The sequence below is a fragment of the Caloramator sp. E03 genome, assembly GCF_006016075.1.
GTDB lineage: Bacteria > Bacillota > Clostridia > Clostridiales > Caloramatoraceae > Caloramator_B.
In genome coordinates, this window is record NZ_CP040093.1 from 2,528,062 (window position 1) to 2,549,763 (window position 21,702).

The 21,702-nt window shown below is 29.1% G+C and carries 13 protein-coding genes, 1 pseudogene and 1 other annotated feature; of the genes and pseudogenes, 11 read left to right on the forward strand and 3 right to left on the reverse strand.

The window, feature by feature from the left end; translation table 11 throughout:
• The first annotated feature begins 1 nt into the window (after nt 1).
• The 6 genes from FDN13_RS12065 (at nt 2) to FDN13_RS12090 (ending at nt 5,630) form a co-directional block, all read left to right on the forward strand.
• Complete coding sequence (locus FDN13_RS12065) at nt 2-1,087, forward strand: glycosyltransferase family 4 protein (RefSeq protein ID WP_168190162.1); 1,086 nt, start codon at nt 2-4, stop codon at nt 1,085-1,087.
• Between the two features lie 307 nt (nt 1,088-1,394).
• Entirely contained in the window at nt 1,395-2,438 is a 1,044-nt protein-coding gene (locus FDN13_RS12070; RefSeq protein WP_138980621.1) for an O-antigen ligase family protein, read from the forward strand.
• Nucleotides 2,439-2,512: 74 nt separating this feature from the next.
• Nucleotides 2,513-3,976, forward strand: a complete 1,464-nt coding sequence (locus FDN13_RS12075; protein ID WP_138980622.1) for an oligosaccharide flippase family protein — start codon at nt 2,513-2,515, stop codon at nt 3,974-3,976.
• Between the two features lie 167 nt (nt 3,977-4,143).
• The gene (locus FDN13_RS14410) at nt 4,144-4,314 is read left to right on the forward strand and encodes a hypothetical protein (RefSeq protein ID WP_305781728.1); all 171 of its coding nucleotides are present in this window, start codon (nt 4,144-4,146) and stop codon (nt 4,312-4,314) included.
• 267 nt (nt 4,315-4,581) lie between these two features.
• The gene (locus tag FDN13_RS12085) at nt 4,582-4,854 is read left to right on the forward strand and encodes a VanZ family protein (protein ID WP_138980623.1); all 273 of its coding nucleotides are present in this window, start codon (nt 4,582-4,584) and stop codon (nt 4,852-4,854) included.
• A gap of 284 nt (nt 4,855-5,138) precedes the next feature.
• Complete coding sequence (locus tag FDN13_RS12090; RefSeq protein WP_243120221.1) at nt 5,139-5,630, forward strand: exodeoxyribonuclease VII large subunit; 492 nt, start codon at nt 5,139-5,141, stop codon at nt 5,628-5,630.
• Nucleotides 5,631-5,802: 172 nt separating this feature from the next.
• Here the strand turns inward: FDN13_RS12090 and FDN13_RS12095 are convergent, their stop codons facing one another.
• Nucleotides 5,803-11,133, reverse strand: a complete 5,331-nt coding sequence (locus FDN13_RS12095; protein WP_138980624.1) for a leucine-rich repeat domain-containing protein — start codon at nt 11,131-11,133, stop codon at nt 5,803-5,805.
• 330 nt (nt 11,134-11,463) lie between these two features.
• On the opposite strand from FDN13_RS12095, the gene FDN13_RS12100 reads away from it, so the two are divergent.
• Entirely contained in the window at nt 11,464-12,012 is a 549-nt protein-coding gene (locus tag FDN13_RS12100; protein WP_138980625.1) for a sigma-70 family RNA polymerase sigma factor, read from the forward strand.
• Between the two features lie 71 nt (nt 12,013-12,083).
• Complete coding sequence (locus tag FDN13_RS12105; protein ID WP_138980626.1) at nt 12,084-12,611, forward strand: hypothetical protein; 528 nt, start codon at nt 12,084-12,086, stop codon at nt 12,609-12,611.
• Nucleotides 12,612-12,676: 65 nt separating this feature from the next.
• Here the strand turns inward: FDN13_RS12105 and adhE are convergent, their stop codons facing one another.
• Complete coding sequence (adhE, locus tag FDN13_RS12110; RefSeq protein WP_138980627.1) at nt 12,677-15,262, reverse strand: bifunctional acetaldehyde-CoA/alcohol dehydrogenase; 2,586 nt, start codon at nt 15,260-15,262, stop codon at nt 12,677-12,679.
• A 426-nt stretch (nt 15,263-15,688) separates the two neighbouring features.
• Complete coding sequence (locus FDN13_RS12115; RefSeq protein WP_138980628.1) at nt 15,689-18,190, reverse strand: hypothetical protein; 2,502 nt, start codon at nt 18,188-18,190, stop codon at nt 15,689-15,691.
• Between the two features lie 184 nt (nt 18,191-18,374).
• Nucleotides 18,375-18,674, forward strand: a binding site (T-box leader).
• A gap of 127 nt (nt 18,675-18,801) precedes the next feature.
• Here FDN13_RS12115 and FDN13_RS12120 point away from each other — a divergent pair.
• From FDN13_RS12120 to ilvD, 3 genes and pseudogenes are all read left to right on the forward strand, one after another.
• Nucleotides 18,802-19,044 carry a hypothetical protein gene (locus FDN13_RS12120; RefSeq protein WP_138980629.1) on the forward strand — a complete coding sequence of 81 codons (243 nt, stop codon included), beginning with the start codon at nt 18,802-18,804 and terminating at the stop codon, nt 19,042-19,044.
• Nucleotides 19,045-20,037 (forward strand): ketol-acid reductoisomerase, encoded by a 993-nt coding sequence (gene ilvC, locus FDN13_RS12125; protein ID WP_138980630.1) that lies wholly within the window; start codon nt 19,045-19,047, stop codon nt 20,035-20,037.
• 5 nt (nt 20,038-20,042) lie between these two features.
• Nucleotides 20,043-21,698: pseudogene (gene ilvD, locus FDN13_RS14650) on the forward strand (dihydroxy-acid dehydratase); the annotation flags it as partial.
• Nucleotides 21,699-21,702: the final 4 nt, after the last annotated feature.

Consider the following 21,702-nt stretch of genomic DNA (forward strand, 5'->3'; position numbering starts at 1 on the left):
AATGGAAAATATTAAGATAATTAATATTATAGGCCCATATCCTCCACCCTATGGAGGTATATCAGTACATATTAAAAGAATTTATAATTATTTAAAGAACAATAATTATGAAGTAAAAATTTATAATGAATCTAAAACTTTTTTTAATGAAGATGTAAAGATAATAAAAAGTTATAAAACATTTTTACTTAAACTTTTTTTTATAAAAGGAGATATTTTTCATTTTCATACAATAGACAAAAAAATAAGAATGTTATTAGGTATTTATAAGCTTTTTAATAAAAAAATAATTTTAACAATACATGGTGAAAGTCTTAATAATCAAATAAACGATTCTAATTTTTTTATACGTTTTTTATTAATAAATAGTTTAAAGAAATTAGACAAAATTATTTGTGTTAATCCTAAAATAGTTGATGAATTAGTTAACTTAGGATTTAATAAAAATAAATTAATTTATTTACCTGCATATATTAATCCAATGGAAGAAGAAAAAGATTATAAAAATATATCTAAAGAAGTATATTCATTTATAAGTAAATCTAAATTTCTATTATGTGCAAATGGTTGGATAAGATTTAATAAAAATCAAGATTTATACGGAATTGATATTATGATAGAGTTGATAAATAAGTTAAAAAATAATAATTATAAGGTTAACCTAATAATTGCATTATTAGGATGTGAAAGTTTAAATGACAGAGAAAAAGAGCATTATAATTACATAAAAATGTTAATTAATAAATACAATCTAAAACAAGAAATATTTTTAATGGAGGTAAAAGATACTGAATTTTATCCTATATTAAAACAAAGTCATTTATTTCTTCGCCCTACGAATACGGATGGTTATGGGGTTTCTATTGCTGAAGCATTATATTTTAAAATACCTGCAATTGCAAGTGATGTTTGTAAAAGACCTGAAGGAACTATTTTATTTAAGAACAGGGATATAGATGATTTATATGAAAAGACAGTAGATGTTATAGAAAATTATAAACAATATAAAAATAATCTAATTAATTATACTCAACATGATTATTCACAAGATTTATTGTTATTATATAATCAAATGATAAATCAATGATTTTTGCATTGGAGGAATTTACCTAATGAAATATATTATTAGCTTAATTATCTTTATTTTTTTTATTCTAGTATCACTTATTTTAAAAAAAAATAAAAAATATTATAATAAATTTTCTATATTATTAATATCTACAGCTATAATTTTTAGTTCAGCAATTAAGTGGGGATTAATTTATTTTGAAATTAATAACTATCTTATTATAATTAATTCTTTTAGTTTATTATTAATTTTATTAATAATACTTTTATATAAAAAAAATAAAATTTCTTTTTTTAAATCAGAATTTAAATTTATTTTTATATGTTTGCTTATAATTATTTTAATTATTTTATTTCAAGCAATATTATTAAAAATTTATAATACAACTAATTATATTTCTATTTTAACTGTATATATTAATTTATTATTATTACTATTATTTAGTTATACATTAAGTAAATATAATTATAATATAAAAGAAATTATAATTCCAATTGTCATTTTTAGTTTTATTAATTCTATATTAGGTTTAATTCAATTTAAAACAGGAAAATTATTTATTAATTTTAAAGATCAAGAAGCTTTAATAAGAAGTTATTCAACTGTTAAAAGAGTTAGTGGTTTTATTATAGGTGATAATGGAGCAGGTAATTTAGGAGCAATACTTTTTCCCATATTGTTGTATAATTATAATAATAAAAAGAACTTAATTAATTTATTGGTATTAGTATTAAATATATTATTTACAATTTTAACTTTTACAAGAATTGGATATCTTGCGATTATTATTGAAATAATGATATATTTTTTATATAAAAATAAATTTAATAATATAAAAAATATTATTCTATTTATAACGAAGATTATAATAATATACTTTTGTATTATTTGCTTTTATAAATTTGCTTATAATAAATTTTATCAGATTTTATTTATTGATAGAGGTGATACAGTTACAGGTAGATTCTTACAATTTAGATATGCATTAATGGCTTTTATCACTAAACCTTTATCAGGAATTGGTACAGGTCAATATAATGAATATATTGTAAATAATTTATTTTTATTTGATCCGTGTGTAATACATTCACAATTATTAAATACATTGGTTGAAGGTGGATTATTAATTTTTATCCCTTTTATTTTGTTTAATATATTTATTATCTTAAAACTAATAAAAAAATATAAAATGAAAAATGAATTTATATATATAATAATGTTAATAATAGGGAATCTTATAGCTACTAATTTTAATCCTAATCAATATTATGATATTAATATTTATATATATTATACAATTTTATTTTTATTTTTATTTGAAAACAAGGTTGATTTTAAAAATAAAACAAAAGATTCATTTTATAATTAAATGCGACAGGTAAATAAAATTTATTCCATTAATAATATAAAGTTAAAAATTATCAATTAGAAACGAGGTTCAAAATGCAAAAGCATAAAGATTCTTTTATAAAAATAGGCTTTATATATGCAGTTGGACAAGTATTATCTAAGGCTTTATCCTTTATTCTATTGCCAATATATACAAGACAATTAGGTACTGTTGGATATGGGCAGCTTGCCCTTGCAGATACAGTTTTAGATTTTATTGGAGCATTTACTATTCTTGGAGTATATTCTGGTTATTACAGATTTTATAGAGAATATGATGAAAAAGATAGAAGAAAATTAAAAAATACAGCAATTAATTTTGCTTTGATTTTATCAGTTTTTGATATATTATTAGTTGTTTTAATAGGACAACCTGTGGCAAAATTGATTTTTAAATTTGATAATAATTATGAAATATTAATTTTAATTATAATAAGAAGTATATTAACACAATTAGTTACGATGCTAATGTGCGATTATACTTTAAATTATAAAGCTACTATTGCCGTTACAACTAATTTGGTTAACTTAATATTAAATTTAGGATTTTCTATCTTTTTTGTTGTTTATTTAAAACAAAATATAGTTGGAGTATATAAAGGATATATATATAGTAATTTTATAATATTTATATATTTATTTTATAAGAATTTAAAATATTATAGATTAGAATTTGATATGTCAATGCTAAAAAATATGCTTACATTTAGTGGAGGATTAATACTTGGGAATATTTCAAGTACAATATTAACCCTTTCTGATAGATATTTTTTGGCAGGATATAAAACATATTCTGAAACTGGGGTATATTCAATAGGATATAAATTTGGGATGTTAATTGATCCTTTATTTATTTCTCCTTTTAAATCTGTATTTACACCATATAAATTTCAAATCTGGAAAAATGAAGATGCCCAAGAAAAATTTAATGATATGTTTAATAAATATCATTTTTATGGGCTATTTATTTTATTAGCAATTTCATTATACAGTAAATTTATTATATCTATTTTTACAACAAAAGAATTTATTAATGCATATAAAATTGTTCCATTAATTTTATTTTCTTATTTTTTGTATGGGAAAACAGAATTTTATATATTAGGTATTCAAATCAGAAACAAAACATATATTAGTAGTTTTGTTATATTGACAAGTGGAATTTGTAATTTAATATTAAATTTTTTACTAATACCTAAATATGGAATGTATGGTGCCACATTTGCTACATTAATATCTTATATTATTATTAATTTTTTATATATTTTTATAGCTATTCCAATGATTAATATTAGGTTTAATTTTTATAAAACTTTTATTTATTATTTAATAAGTTTCATTATTTATCTATTATATTTAAGCTTTACAAAAATATATGATAATATTACTTTTGAAATAATTTTTTCAATGATTTTATTAATTATTTATATATTATCATGTATAAAATTAAAACTTATAAAAAAAGATTATATAAATAAAGTTCTAATATATATAAAAACAAAATTAGCTTTATTTTAATATTAATAATTTCAAATGACATCATTTTAGATTAAATTTGTGGCTATAAGGCATTAGGAGTATTTATACATGATAATATTAGGAAAAAATTTCACCTTAGACAAATATTTCAATTAGGAGGGAGAACAGGACATGGATGGCCTCCTATTATTGGTGATAATGTATTTATTGGACCAGGGTCAAGGCTTCTTGGAGGATTTAAAGTTGGGAATAACGTAATTATTGGGGCTAATGCAGTAGTAATAAATGATGTGCCAGATAATTGTGTTGTCGCAGGCATACCTGCAAAAGTAATAAAAACAAATGTTGATAAATGGAAAGAAGCAGGAATAATTTAATAGTAGATGTACTATGGGGGGAATTTAATGGAAATATCTGATATGGAATTAAACAAATGAGGATATTTTATAATTCAAAGACAGAATAAAAATGTTTATGCAGAATTTTAAATAGGTAATTATAAAAATCAAATTATTAATATGCAATAAATATGAATGTGTAGTAAAAAATACATGAATATAGTACTTGGGGGATTTTTATATTTGTTGATATTGCATTACATGATACAGGAAGGAAAAGTGGAAGTTTAGCTAAGGCATTTTTAGATATTCGTTTTAAATGGGTTTTTTGTTTATTTAGTACTTGGAATATTGCTATTAAATGCTTTAAGAAGAAATGATGTAATAAGAAATAATTCTATAGTTATATTAATTTGTGTGCTTTATGCCATTTCAGATGAGTTTCATCAAGTTTTTGTCCCGGGTAGAGGCCCTAATATAAGGGATGTTTTTATTGATAGTACAGGAACACTTGTTGGGATTTTGATTTATTTGGGGGTAAAGAAAGTTAGGCTATCTAAGTATTTTAGATTTTTGTAAGTTGCCATGGCATTGGGAGTAAAACCTGGTGCTGCTTTTTTATTTTTATTTTATTTATTAATTATTTTTTTAATGATTCCTATTTTTTCGGAGCTTTCCCAGGCACCGGAGAATAGAGAAAAGTTGGTAATAAAAAAATCTATGAAATAAATAATATATTAAAATCTTATAGGAAGAAGGTAGGTTTAGGTATAAACTATAAATTGGTAAAATTTTTCGCATTGAACCATGAATTTTGCAATGATATAATTATAGGCAAAGAGAATTTTTTGGTGGTGAATAGTTTGGATAAAGAAATAAGACAAATGTTTGAAATAATTATTGGAAAATTAGATGGTGTTGATAAAAGACTGGATAGCATGGATAAGAGAATGGACAGCATGGAAAAACGATTAGATAATGTAGAAAAACAATTAGATAATGTAGAAAAAAGATTGGACAATGTAGAAAAACGATTAGATAATGTTGAAAAACGATTAGACAATGTAGAAAAGCGATTAGATAATGTTGAAAAACGATTAGATAATGTTGAAAAACGATTGGACAATGTGGAAAAGAGAATGGATAATGTAGAAAAAAGATTGGATAATGTTGAAGAAAGTATTCATTACATTCAAAAGAGGCAGGATGAAATATTTTTAGTTGCAAAATCCATAGAACATAGCAATGATGTAAGAAAAGCAGAGTTAGATAATTTGATTTATAAAGTAGCACATGTAGAAGGAACGATTAATGGCGTAGGAGAGTTTATTGAATCAAGAAGAGCAATAAAATAAAAAGCTTATCTCAATAAAGGGATGAGCTTTTTCTCTGATTTTTACCTATTTTTGATAAACGGATGCGAAAAAGCTATGTGAGCAAATAGTAAAATAATGCCAAAAATAATTAGAAAAAAGTTATGATTAAAAAAGAGGTACCGAGAAATTTCCTGGTACCTCTTTTTTAAAACTATTTTTTTGTAATTGTAAAGGTTTTTTCAAATATATTATCCATGTTGTCCGTTACCCTTACCTTTATGGTATTTAAGCCATTTTCAATATCAACGTCAATATTGCTGTTTACTTCAAAAATGGTTTCATCATAAGAGCAAACTCTTTGCTCCGTGCCGTTTAATATAAGTATTATTGACTTTATACCCGAGTCATCAACTGCTTTAAAATCAAGGGTAACTCTGTTTGTACTTACGGTTGTGCTTGTGGATTTTGGATACTTAAATGTTACTGTTGGTGCCTTTATATCAGCGATCCTTTTTATTGTAATTGCCTTGGATTGAACATTACCAGCCCTGTCTACAACGGTTATTGTTACAACTGCAGTTCCGTTTTCTTTCCTTACTCCAAGGTTTTCAAGGGTTTCGTTGAAACTTAGGGACTTTTCATAGAATCCTTCAGTATGATTATATATATCCTTTGATATTGTATCAGTATTATCTACTTTAACAGATAAAGTTACCTTTTCAATTCCCGATATAGCATCAAAGACATTGAAGGCAAGGTTATAAGATGTAAGGTAATTGCTTATTGAAACAGTGCTGACCCTTGGGTTTGTTATTGTAATAGTTGGTTTAGCACTATCAGTCTGCTTTGTAACCGAAAGGGACTTTTGAGCAGCATTATCCCATTGGTCGCAAACTTCAATTGTATAACTGCTATTTTTCCCAGTTAAATCCAAAGCTGCTGTATAAACTAAGTTTTCTTCATTTAAAACAGGTGTTGCGGTTATAGTTTCTTTTTGCCCTGTACTAGGATTTGTATACTGCCACTTTATCAAGGCACTTTTTATATTTGACTTATCCTCTGCCTTAAAGCTTAGTACATAAGTTGTATCATCAATATAGGCTAAGGTGCTTGAGAGCACTGTTATCTTCGGGGCTGTTGTTTCAGGCTTTTTAGTTTTAAATGTCAGAGAATAATCCTCATCTGTAGCATTTGCGCCTTCAGCATAAGATACCGCTCCCTTTAAGATTGAAAATTTATAATCAGAATAGTAATCAAGACTGCTCTTTGGGGTAATTGTAAGTTCACTATTCTTCAGTGACCATGATATATCTATTTTATTTCCGTTTTTATCTTCTAATACAATTAAATTACTATTTAGAACTTGTATCGGCTTGTTGTATTTTATTTTTATTTGTGCCTTAACATCAATATTTTGTGATGCTGATGCCGGCGTTGAGCTAATTACATAAGGTACTGGAGAATCTGCTGTTTTAAACTTAATTGTTATATCGCTGTTACAAATATTGCCATAACTGTCGCGGATGCTTCCCTTTACTAGTTTGAATGTATAGCTTGACAAAGGGCTAAGTTTCTTTTCAGGCTTTACAATAAGCATATTAGGATTATCCTTTGATATCTCATATATAATGCTTATAGGCTTATTTGATTTATCAAGCAGAGTACATGCAAAATTATCAGTTAATTGTATACTCTCATCAAAGACAATGCGTATTTCCTGTGTTAATGATGCATCAGAAGCATTTTGCGTTGGAGTGCTTGTTGTAATTGATGGTGCAACATCATCTGTAGTAGTAAAGGAGAAGCTATAATTACTGCCAAGTGTTAAAGTGCTGTTTGAATAGTCCTTTACTGCATTTTTAGGAATAGTTACGGTGTACTTTGTTAATACTTTAACCTTTGATAAAGGTTTTATTGTGAGTATGTTATTTGATACTGAGGATGTTACAGGAATATTTGTACCATCCATATCGGTAAGGGTAATAAGGCTTGCGCCTGTGCCAAGGGCTATCTTCCTGTCAAAGGTAACAGTTATTACAAGATTGTTTGTTGCAACATTTTCTGTATTATCAGCAGGTGAGGTTTTAGTAACGTATACTGGTATTCCCTTCTGGGGCTGATAATATATTGTAATACCATTGCTTTTTATAGTATATATATCGTTTAAGGCTTTGGTTCCTGGTGAAATGTCTAAAAGATTATTAGTAACGTCAATATAACCTTCCCCATATCCGAATTCCAACTGAGTTTCAGATAGACTTTTTATTATATCAAGCTGCTTTTCCCTGCTATTAGTATAATTTAATGTATTTTTAAGATTTGATAGTTCCTTCTCATTATAATTAGTTCTGTCAGCATTAGTTGTATTAGCCCTTGTCTTTTCTATACCTTTAAAAGCACCATTCTGTGCTAAAATAACAAGTGATGTTATATCGCTAATATTATTTGAATCTATCTTAAGCTGTTTTAAGTTAACAAGACCTTCAAGTGGTGTCAAATCACTTATTTCATTTCCAGATAAATTAAGATATCTAAGTCTTGATAATGTGCTTATAAAATCAAGATTACTTATATTGTTATTTGATAATGATAATGTAAATAAATTATGTAATCCTTCTATTGGACTAAAATCACTTGTTTTTATTCCATTAATATTAAGTTCAAATAGATTAGGAATGCTGCCAATTGGTTCAATATTTGTTATTGGGTTGTTTGAAAGTGATAGTAAATATAAATCCTGCATATTTGCAATTGAATCAATACTTTGAATGTTATTATTATCAGCATAAAGTGCAAAAATGTTAGTTAAGTTTTCAAGTGAACTTATGTCTGTAATGCTGTTTGAATTCATTATTAATATTGAAAGATTTTCAAGGCTTGATAAAGAAGATATATTAGTTATTTTATTTCCTGAAATATTAAGCATTGATAAAAATGTTAGATCACTTAATACTGATATATCGCTTATTTTATTGTTGGATATATTAAGCTCTATTAAATCTGTCATTTTACTTAAAGCAGAAATATTTGTTATGCTGTTGTTGTTTAATTTAAGAACATATAGATTTATAAGGTTTGATAAAGGGCTTATATCAGTAATTGAATTATAAGAAAGCTTCAGCTTCTCAAGCTGAGTTAAATTTTGTAAAAAGCTTATATTTGTAAGCCCTGCGTTGCTTAAATCAAGAGAATAAAGGTTTTTAAAGTTTGAAAGCAGTGATAAATCACTTATGCGATTTCCACCGATATTCAGGGATAGAAGATTATTCATATTTCTTAATGGAGAAATACTAGTAATACCAGTGTTGTAGAGTTCTAAAGTATATAGGTCATAAAAGTTTGAAATAAGATTAAAATTTGTAAGTTTGTTTCCGTTAAGATAAAGATGTTTCAGGCCTGTCAAATTTATAATAGATGAAATATTGGTAAAGCCAGTATAGGATAAATCTAATAACTCAAGGTTTGATAAATATAAAAGTGCTTCAAAATTTGTAATTCTGTTTCCACTTAGGTTTAGATATATAAGTTTGTTTAGATTTATTAACGGATATATATTAGTAATGCTGTTATGAGCAAGGTCTAATGCTGATAATTCAGTTAAGTTTGATAAAGGAGATATATCGCTAATTAAATTATAATCTAAATATAAATTTGTAAGCTTTCTAAGGCCTGATAAAGGCTTAATATCCTTAATTGAATTGTTTGTTAGATCAAGGTAAGTAAGATTTTTAGCATATTCAAGCCCTGTAATATCTGTTATATTGTAACCATACATGCTTAGGGAATATAAATTTAGCATATCCTGATCAGTTATTTCCCCTTCAGGTTTATTAAGAGCTTCCCTAATTGCCCTTTCAAGTTCCTTATCCTTGAAAGTTACAGTTTTAGATAAAGTAGGGCCAAAGGATATTTGTACATCCATAGAGTTTGAGCTTGTACTTAGAACTTCAATATTAATTTCGCTGTCACTGCCGTCATATAATTTGCTGCTTGGTGTTGATATTGAATTAAAAGATGTAAACCCACCAACATAATAATAATGATCATAATCATCCCAATAGATTCTATTATCAAGTTGGCTGTATTCTAATTCCCCTTCATTTGCCTCTTCAACGTCAACAGCTTTATGTGATTCATCATCATTTATGCCATATCCATAGTTTGCATAATATACGTTTTCATCAATATGCAGGATTTCTATCCCGCCGCTTATAAGATATGAGGATAATGACTGGTCAAATCCATTAAACTGCCTGTTTTCAAGCAGGAAGTATTCATTTGAATTTTGTGTTGGAATCTTTAAAACGTTGTATCCTGAAGGTGAAGCAAAGGAGTTTATTGTGTAGTTTGAATTCTGGCTTACAACTGTTGGGTTTGCAAAGCCAAGCATTATTTTACTCCACGCATCAAAATGTACAGGTGAGGCTCCTAGGTACTCTGAAGGAAGGCTTGCCCAACTGCCGACTGCCATTATACTGTGTATTCCAACACCTTCAGAGGAATAATCGTAATCATATAAATCTGGCAGCCCAAGGTCATGCCCAAGCTCATGACAGAGTATACCTATTGTAGCTATATGGTCATCATTATAATAGTATGAACCGTGTATTTCGCCTTGCTGGGTATACCCACCATAATATGGTGAACATACGTATTTGCCATTTAGTTTTAGTCCTGAAATACTCCATCTGTGCCCCCATACTGAAGGCTTGTCTGAAGAATAAATTCCAGAATATGAGCATTCATAGCCTGCAATTATGGTTACAATATGGAGTTCACTGTTATCTATATACCCATTGTTATTTGTATCAAACTTTGAGAAGTCTATATATTTGTCATTGCTTGCTTTAGTTAAAGCATCGATTACAAGCTGCTGATTCCTATAATCAGTTTCTGGGCCAGTATTTGGATGATTGTAGGGTAATTGAACTTTTATAATACCGTCATTGTAGTTGTTGTATGTTTCATCAGCCGGTATAAAGTTAAACTTATTTTCAGACACTTCCCTATAATAAGTTCTTACAGTTTTACCTGTAGTTCCAAAAAACTGGTTGTTCCATACGCTGTCAGAGTTTTTTATTTTTACATCAGAAAATTCTACAAGTACAACTAAAATTTTTTGATTCCAGTTTGTTACTGGATTTATATCTGTAGTACGTTGAATTGCTCTTAGGATTGAAGAACTGTATTTTGCATTTAGCAGTTTTTTACTATTTTTTGAAACTGTTTTTCCAGTTACCGAATTCTGAGGTTTTGGATCTATTTTATATCTGCGGTCTGTTTTGGTTAATTTATTAAGATTTAGTTGAGCATAATACCAATAGTTATCCGTTCCCTTTATAATCACATCGCCTTTTTCCCCTTCTATCCAATTTAGCCATTCATCACCTTTTATCCTTGCATAAAATGATGTACCATCTGGCTGAGTAAGTAGAAACTTTTCAGATCTTGCCGGTGCTGCTGATGCGTTTTTATAAAATAAAAAAACATTAAAAAAAAGAAATAAGATTAGTAGAATATACCTTTTTTTATTTTGCAACATATCCCATCCTCCCTTATTATTTGGTTGCGTTTAATATATTCGACATTTATGGAAAATTTCCTTTTCTGCTGCCTTATAAATTATTATCATTCTCCGGTGCCAGGCACCGGAGAATGGAGAAAACAGGTATTTAAATATAGTATGCCTGTTTTTTATTTTTATGCTGCTTTTATAAAGCTAAGGTAAACTTTTTTGCAGCCAATATTGGAATTTATAGTTATTTACAAAGAAAAAATTATATTTTTTTTCAGATTTGCTTTTTTGTATTTAAAAGGCCAAGCCTTATAATTACCTTAGTACCGGTACGAATATTATTTTTGGGGGATTATTATGAGGGAAAAGGTGATTTTAGCAAGGCATGATGAGAATGTAAGGCTTGAAATTTTAAAAAGTTTTGAACCACTTATTAAAAAATGTATAAAGCTTTATGTAAAGAATAGAGAGTATTATGAAGATGCATTTCAGGAAGGATATATGATTGTTTTAGGATGCATATATAAATATGATTTGAATAAAAATTATCCTTTTGAAGGCTATGTTAAAAGTTCTGTTGTATATGGTATTAGAGATTTTTCATTTAACATAAAACAGCATGTAAGCCTTGATGAGAGGATTGGTGAGGATCAAGAGGGAAGCCTTTATGATATTTTAGAAGGAGATGCTGATGTTGAGGAGGATTTTGAAAGGAAGGAAGATATTAAAAGGCTTAAAGAAGCTTTAAAAAAACTTCCTTATAGGCAAAGGGAGATAATAGAAGAGGTATATTTTAAAAATATGAGTATGGCTGATATATGCAAATATAGAAGGTGCCACTATATGAGCATTGTTAAGATGAAGGAGAGGGCATTAAAAAATCTTAAGGAGAATATGAAAAGTTAATATTTTCACTTGCAATGGAACTTATGTTCGTAGTATAATATATGTAAACAAATGGAAAAAGGAGGATAAATATGGTTCAGTATATCATTCCTGAATATATTGAAGGCAGGGGGGATTGCTGCAGGATAAAAGAAGATGACAACGAGAGGATTATATATAAAGGAATGAGCAGTGCCTTAAGGAGTTTATTTTATGAAAGAGGCAGGAGCATTGAAAGTATAAGAAAAAGATGTGTTAAAATATTAAACCAGAAAAACCTTATACCTATTTATCTTGGAGAAGGAGAAGTTTTGATTCCTGTTAAAGTAAGGGAGAGCATTGTAAAGGGTGATGGCTTATATGGATATGTAAATTATGGATTTATAGATAGGATTTATGATGATTATATAGTTTTTAAGGATAATAGCCGTATTTGTGTTTTGGAAAATAAAAAGAGTATAAATAAAAGATTTAAAATGGCCTCTATTGTTGAGAAGGAATTTGATGATTTAAAACTTCCTTTAGAATTCTATTCCATGTCAAAGGAGGCTGCTACAAAAGAGGATATAGCTCTTTTGCTTTTAGAGATAAAAAAGATTGTAAAAAAGATTGAAGCTTAAAAAATTGAAAATTTATTAAATAAAAAGAGACAACTAATTATGATTAGCTGTCTCTTTGTTTATTTTTACCTTCCTTCAAAAGCGTTAATATACATTTCTTTTATTTCGCTTATTAGAGGATATCTTGGGTTAGATACGGTACACTGATCGTCAAAAGCTTGTTCAGCCATTTCGTCAAGGCTTGCATAGAACTTCTTCTCTGAAACACCAGCCTCTTTTATAGATTTTGGTATATTTATTTTTTCCTTTAGCTCATCAATTGCTTTAATTAATAATTCAACCTTTTCATCATCAGTTTTTCCACCAAGTTTTAAATAGTCAGCTATTTGTGCATATCTCCATTTTATATTTGGATATTTATATTGTGGGAATGCAGTCTGCTTCCTTGGATTATCTACAGCGTTAAATCTAATAACTTCATTTATAAGGAGGGCATTAGCTATACCATGTGGTATATGGTGCATAGCACCAAGCTTGTGAGCCATTGAATGGCAAACTCCAAGGAAAGCATTTGCAAAGGCCATACCAGCTATAGTTGATGCATGAGCCATCTTTTCCCTTGCTTTTACATTTGTTGTACCTTCATTATATGCTTGTGGTAAGTATTTAAATATCAATCTTATAGCTTCAAGGGCAAGTCCATTTGTATATTCTGATGCAAGTACTGAAACGTAAGCTTCAATTGCATGTGTTAGGGCATCTATACCTGATGCTGCTGTAAGTCCCTTTGGCATATTCATCATAAGCTCTGTATCTACTATTGCCATATCTGGTGTTAATTCATAGTCTGCAAGAGGATACTTAATTCCAGTTTTTTCATCAGTGATAACTGCAAATGGAGTTACTTCAGAACCAGTACCTGATGATGTTGGAATTGCAACCATCATAGCCTTTTTACCCATTTCAGGGAATCTATAAACTCTCTTTCTAATATCCATAAATCTCATTGCAAGATCTTCAAACCTAACTTCAGGATGTTCGTACATAACCCACATTATTTTAGCAGCGTCCATTGGAGAACCTCCTCCAAGGGCTATAATAACATCTGGGTTAAATGCTTTCATAAGGTCTGCACCTTTTTTAGCACATGCAAGGGTTGGATCTGGTGTAACTTCAAAGAATACATTAAATTCAATACCGCATTTATCTAAAACCTCTGTAATTTTTTCTACATAACCAAGTTCAAATAGAACTTTGTCAGTTACAATAAATGCTTTTTTCTTATTCATATCCTTTAATTCTTTTAGTGCAGTTGCAAGGCATCCGTATTTAAAATAAATCTTTTCAGGAACTCTAAACCAAAGCATATTTTCTCTCCTTTCGGCAACGTTTTTAATATTTATAAGATGTTTTACACCAACGTTTTCCGAAACGGAGTTACCTCCCCATGAACCACAGCCTAAAGTTAATGAAGGTTCAAGTTTAAAGTTATATATATCTCCTATTGCACCTTGTGATGATGGCATATTTATTATTGTTCTTCCAGTTTTCATAACAGAGCTGAATTTTTCCACTCTGTCTTTACTCTTTATTGTATCAGTATAAAGTACAGATGTATGTCCAAATCCACCGTTTTTTACTAGTGTTACAGCTTTATTTAGAGCATCATCAAAATCCTTAGCTCTATACATTGCAAGTACTGGAGAGAGCTTTTCATGAGCAAATGGTTCATCAAGTTCAACAGATTCAACTTCTCCTATTATAATTCTTGCACCTTCAGGAATATTTATTCCAGCCATTTCAGCTATTTTTTGAGGGCTTTGTCCTACAATGTTTGGATTAATAGAACCATTTACAAGTATTATTTTTCTAACCTTATCTACTTCATCGCTCTTTAATATATAAGCGCCTCTTTCTACAAATTCCTTCTTAACTTCTTCATATACTTCATCTAAAACTATAACTGACTGCTCTGATGCACATATTACACCGTTGTCAAAGCTCTTTGATAAAAGTACAGAGTTTACAGCCATCTTAATATGAGCTGTTTCATCTATTATAGCAGGAGTGTTTCCAGCACCAACGCCAATTGCAGGCTTACCAGAGGAGTATGCAGCCTTAACCATTCCAGGACCACCTGTTGCAAGTATAAGGTCACATTCTTTCATAACCATCTGTGATAATTCTACAGAAGGCTCATCTATCCATCCGATTATATTCTTAGGTGCTCCAGCCTTAACAGCGGCTTCAAGAACTATTTTAGCAGCTTCTATTGTTGATTTCTTTGCCCTTGGATGAGGTGAGAATATTATTCCATTTCTTGTTTTTAATGAGATTAATGCTTTAAATATTGCAGTTGAAGTTGGGTTTGTAGTTGGAACTATTGCAGCAATAACACCTATAGGCTCTGCAATCTTAGTAAGTCCAAATCCTTCATCCTTGTCAATAACTCCACATGTTTTTTCATCTTTATATTTATTGTAGATATATTCTGATGCAAAATGGTTTTTAATAACTTTATCCTCTACAATTCCCATTCCTGTCTCTTCAACAGCCATTTTTGCAAGATATATTCTTGCATCATTTGCAGCCATTGCTGCTTGGCGGAAAATTTCGTCTACTTGCTCTTGAGTATAAGTAGAAAATTTCTTTTGAGCTTCTCTAACTTCAGCTATTTTGTTTAAAAGTTCTTCTCTGTTAGTAACTGGCATAAAAAACACCTCTTTCATTATATATTAATGTTAAAAAAATAACATGTATGACTAAAAAAATAATTTTAAAAAGGAGGAAGAGGCTTGATTAGCAAGCCTCTTGATGAGGCTTAATTGGCGTTTATCCCAAATAACCGTTTTACTACTCTTAAAATGTAAAGTATAATGTTATTATTTTCACAATGTTATTGTATATTAATATAATGAAAAATGCAATATATTTTAAAAATTTTTAACATATCAGATATTAAAGAAATCCTTTTTGGTTAGGAACTATGCAAAAGCCCCGTGAATGGATTTCAAAAAGGCATCTTTCGTGAGCTTTGGCAAAATGATAAAGTGCCAGAGAAATCCTTCACGGGGCTTAATAAAACAAACTTTTTCAAAGGCCTTAAACAATTAAAAATTAATAACCGCTCAATTCTTTTAAAATATATTTGTGCTAACTTCTTTATATATATCTTCCCATTGAAGCGGCAGTCTTACGCCAATTGAATTGAATTCTGCTTTAACATCATCATTTAGCTTATTTAAAATGTTTTTTGAAAGTTCTTTTAAAATATCTGTAATCTTCTTTCTAACAGAATCAATTGCTTCATCTTCCCCAGAAAGTTTATATCTTGGTTCAAGATAATAAAAGAAGTAGATTATAAAATGCAAAAAGGCTATGTATCCCTTATTAGCATCAATTTCAAAGAGATATTTTATTTTATTAATATATACTATAAGGAATTTTTCTTCCATATTGTAAACATCTAAAAACCTTATAATTTTTCTGTGGTCGATATAGGACTTTATATAGCATAGAATATAAGGCAATATCAAATTTAAGTAGCTTAGATATCTTTCTATATCAAGATTTTCAATATCAATATAGTTTAAGTTTATGTCATCAAAATCATATTCTTTATCCATGTTTTCTTTTAAAAAGAAAAATAAGGAGAGCAGCTCAATAATGTTTTGATTTGTTTTTATGTTTTTTGATGTTTTAATTCTAACTATTTGTGTGATATTTTCTTTTATATCATTATCTATATTATCAAATTGTATGCTATCTTCTAATCTGTTAAGGATTAATTTTAAAACATCATCATTAATGAAGTAGTTTTCATTGATAACTTTTAGTAATATATTTTTACACTGCTCATACATATTTTCAGAAGGCAAAAGCATAATATATTTTTTAATAATTTCATTTGAATATTCCTTTGCAAACTCTGGAAATTCAAGTAATATGTCCTTTTCAATCATGGAAAAATCTTCAACTAAAGATTCAGAATTGTTTAGCCTTTCTATGCATTCTTCAAATAAAAGGCTGTCAAGTTTCATTTCTATAAGCTTTTTTCTTATAATAAATAAACTATCTTCATCAAATGAATTTATTGATTCTATATATAATTTTACGAAAATATGGGAAATAATAGTTCCTGCTATGCTTTGATATATTTCATTTACAATATTTACCCAATATTCAATATCCTCCTTGCATAGTTTTAAGATTTTATCTATAATATCAGCATCCTTTGATGTAATATAGCAGCAGTGTTTAATAAGCTTTTCCATAGCCTCATTTTTCATAGCCTGTTTAAAAGTATATCCAAGTTCTATCAGACTTTTTAAAGTTATGTAAAGATAAAAGCCACTTCTATCTTCAAGTTCCTTTCTTGATAGAAGTGCATTTAAAAATTCAATCCTTTCTTTTGATATAGATTCTTTTAATATTGCAAAGGATAAATCACTAAATTCATTGTTTATTTCCTCATATATTTTTAAAAGTTCAGGTAAACTGTCGCTGCTTTTAATTGCTATAATATCTATTGCAGCAAAAAAGTAGTAGCAGTTTTTATCAATAAATAAAGGAATTTTATTATTTAAAGCCGTTTTAAATATGAATTTTGAAAAAGGTTTTATCGATTCAATATCTATGCTCCTTGATATAATTTGAAGATGCATCTCAAGGGAATTATAAACATTAATCAAAAAATCATCTTTAATATTTTCAGATGCAAATTCAAATGCAGGTTTTAAGTATTTATTATCTTCATTTTTTTCTTCATCATTTAATGCAGTGTTTTCAACTATTTTATAAAGCTCAAGGCAGCCATCTATATTTTTATCAAGATTATCATAGCCGCAGTCTTCTATAAACTCATTAAATTTTATTAACTGGCTAAAATCCTTTAGAAAAGATTTTATGGCAAAATCAGAAAAATTATAGTTAGATTCAAAAGAAGGATAATTTAAATTTAAAAAATCAAAAACATATTCTTTATCAGAAAAAGCATTGCTGAGCCCGTTTATCATGCAGCCATTTTTAGATATTAAATCATCGGTTGTAAAAGTCAAACTATGAGAAAACTTATTAGGAAGGCACATTGAAAGTGAAGCTATCCATAGAATAATGTTATCTTTAGTATCATATATATAAATTGGTTTTTTATTTTCATTGCAGTAAATAAAAGCATTTAATAGTTTATTTAAATATAATATCCTGTTGTTCAATAAAAAATCTTTAATTTTTTCCCGGGAAATATGATTTTCTGGTATTTCCATCTCCATGCTTATTAAATTATTTTCTTTTAATTCATCTAATCTTTTAATAAATAAATTTGATTCTATTAGCTCAATTGGGTTAAAATCTAATGGTTTATTAAAAATGATAGCATGGGCAAAGGTATTTTCAATACTGCTTATGCTGCATTTTATAATACAATAATTGCCGCTTTTCAATTGTAAAAAAGAAAATATTTCTTTAGTTTCATTGGTGTTTGAAATCTTTGATAATTCTTCCATTGGACTTAATATATCTTTGATTTCATTTATATCATTTTTAATTATCATTTCTGAAGCATTTAAAATTTCTATTCTATAGTAACGCTTTAATATACCTTTTTTAATCAAATGAAAAAATGCTTGATATCCTTTCATAAAACCACCCTTTTAATATATCGAACTTTTTTTAAAAGCATTGATAAATTTTATAATGAAAAAATCCATTTTTAAAATTGCAATTTTAAATTTAATTTAAATTTTTTTAATATAGGAAAAAATATATTGACAACGATAATTGTATATAATATAATTCATGGAAATAGATGTTATTTCAACATATAATAAAGCTGAGATGGAGAGAAAGATACCTGTTTTGAGCTTTAGAGAGCTAACGGTTGGTGGAAGTTAGTGCTTAAAGGGTATGTAATGATCACTCCGGAGCTGCCAAGTCGAAAGCTTACAAAGTAAGTAGATGAGGACGGGAGCTACCGATATATAGCTATATGGTTATGATTGAGTATTGCAGTTGCAATACGATATTCCGACCTGATGAAATGAGGCGTAGTGGTATATCTAAAACATAGATATACTATACGTGAAGATGGGTGGTACCACGGAGGTTAAGTCCTTCGTCCCTATGGATAGTTCTATATCCATGGGAACGAAGGGCTTTTTTTAATACAAAGGATATTAAAAATATAATTATTTAAATTGTTCTCAGCAAATTAAGTTGATTTAACATTGAATTATTAATGGGAGGGATATTTGTGTCAAAAACTTTAAATGTATCACTAATTCCAAGCATCGATCCTTTTATAAGAATTGTTTCTGTGTTAAGGAAAAAGGGATTTGATATTGAAAGTGTTGATTTTAAAGAAATTGATTCACAAAAGGGAAGCCTTAAAATAAAAATCAATGAAAATATGAATCTTGGATTATATGAAGCTATGCTTCAGGTTAAAAAAGTAGTTGGAGTATATGAAATAAAAATATCTGAGGAGGAATGTTAAATGGCAAAGATGTATTATGAAAAAGATGCAGATTTAAAACTATTTGAAGGTAAAAAAGTAGCTGTTATAGGATATGGAAGCCAAGGGCATGCACATGCTTTAAATCTTAAAGACAGTGGTGTTGATGTTGTTGTAGGTTTATATGAAGGAAGTAAATCATGGGAGAAAGCCCAAAAGGATGGGCTTAGAGTATTAAAGGTAAGCGATGCTGTAAAAGAAAGCGATATAGTTATGGTGCTAATTCCTGATACTAGCCAAAGAGAAGTATATGAAAGGGATATAAAGCCTTACCTTAAGAAAGGAAGTGCCCTTGCTTTTGCACATGGGTTTAATATTCACTTTAATCAGATAGTTCCTGAAAAGGATATCGATGTTTTTATGGTAGCGCCAAAGGGCCCAGGCCATCTTGTAAGGAGGGTTTACCTTGAAGGAAAAGGTGTACCGTCTCTTATTGCAGTTTATCAGGATTATACAAATAAAGCAAAGGATATTGCTCTTGCTTATGCAAAAGGAATTGGAGCAACAAGGGCAGGGGTTATTGAAACAACATTTAAGGAAGAAACTGAAACAGACCTTTTTGGAGAACAGGCTGTTCTTTGTGGAGGAGTTACTGAGCTTATAAAGGCAGGTTTTGATACCCTTGTTTGCAGCAGGATATCAAAAGAAATAGCATATTTTGAATGCCTTCATGAGATGAAGCTAATAGTTGACCTTCTTTACGAAGGCGGGTTTGAAAAGATGAGATATAGCGTTAGCGATACTGCAGAATATGGAGATTATATGGTTGGAAGAAGAATAATAAATGAAGATACAAGAGAAGAAATGAAAAAAGTACTTGAAGAAATTCAAAATGGAAAATTTGCAAGGGAATGGATACTTGAAAATCAGATAAATAGACCTGTATTTAATGCATTGAAGAAAAAGGAACTTGAACATCCAATTGTAGAAGTTGGTAAGAACTTAAGAAAAATGATGTCATGGATAGAGGAGTGATCAAAATGAGAAGTGATGATATTAAAAAAGGACTACAAAGAGCACCCCATAGATCCCTTTTAAAGGCTTTAGGCATTACAGATGAAGAAATGAATAAGCCTTTTGTTGGAATAGTAAATTCCTTTAATGAACTTGTACCAGGTCATACAAACTTAAGAGAAATAGTTGAAGCAGTAAAAAAGGAGTTTTTATGGCTGGAGGTATACCATTTGAGTTTCCAACCATTGGTGTATGCGATGGAATTGCAATGAACCATGAAGGAATGAAATATTCTTGCAAGCAGAGAGCTTATTGCAGATAGCATTGAAACTATGGTTTTAGCTCATAGGCTTGATGGAATAGTTTTAGTACCAAAATTGCGATAAAATTGTTCCTGGAATGCTAATGGCTGCTGCAAGGCTTGATATACCAGCAATAGTTGTAAGCGGAGGGCTAGGTGGCTTGCTGAGATGATAGCTCTGCAAAAATGTTGATTTGACTACAATTTTTGAGGCAGTTGGAAAAGTTTCAGCAGGCATTGGAGATTTAAAGAGCTTAAGGAACTTGAGGATTGTGCTTGTCCTACTTGTGGTTCCTGTTCAGGCATGTTTACAGCAAATTCTATGAACTGTATGTCAGAGGCCCTTGGAATGGCTCTTCCGGGTAATGGAACTATACCAGCAGTTTATTCGGAGAGAAAAAGACTTGCCAAGGAAGCAGGTATAAAAATCATGGAACTTATAAAGGAGAATTTAACTCCTTCAAAAATATTAACTGAAAAGGCATTTGAAAATGCACTTACAGTTGGCCCTTGGCTGTTCAACAAATACCGTACTTCACTTAACAGCTATTGCAAAGGAAGTTAATGTAAAGATTAACCTTGATATGATAAATGAAATAAGCAGTAGAACTCCTAATCTTTGCAGGTTAAGTCCAGCAGGCCCTTACCATATTCAAGATTTATATGAGGCAGGGGGGATACCTGCAGTTATGAAGGAGCTGTCTAAAAAGAATCTTTTAAATCTTGATTGTATACTGTTTAAAAATGTTACAGTTGAAAAGGTTATTGAAAATGCAGTAAATAAGAATGAAAAAGTAATTGCACCAATTGAAAACCCTATAGTGAAACTGGCGGAATTAAAGTATTAAAGGGAAGCCTTGCACCAGAAGGGCAGTGTTAAAAAATCTGCAGTTGTTCCTGAAATGATGAATGTTAAATTAAAGGCAAGGGTTTTTGATGGAGAGGAAAGTGCAACAGAGGCAATATTAAACGGAAGCATTAATAAAGGTGAGGTTATAGTTATAAGATATGAAGGGCCTAAAGGCGGTCCAGGAATGAGGGAAATGCTGACACCAACATCAGCTCTTGCTGGTATGAATCTTGACAAATATGTGGCACTAATAACTGATGGAAGATTTTCAGGAGGAACAAGAGGTTCAGCAATTGGCCATGTATCTCCTGAAGCCTGTGAGGGAGGTCCAATAGCTTTAGTTAAAGATGGGGATATGATTGAAATTGATATAGATAACGGAAGATTGGAACTATTAGTTGATGAAAAGGAGCTTGAAGAGCGTAAAAAGAATTTGTCCCTAAGTTTAAAGAATATGGTGGATATATAGGAAGATACATGAAAATGGTGTCTTCAGCTTCCCAGGGGGCATATAATAATGTCATTTTGGAGGATG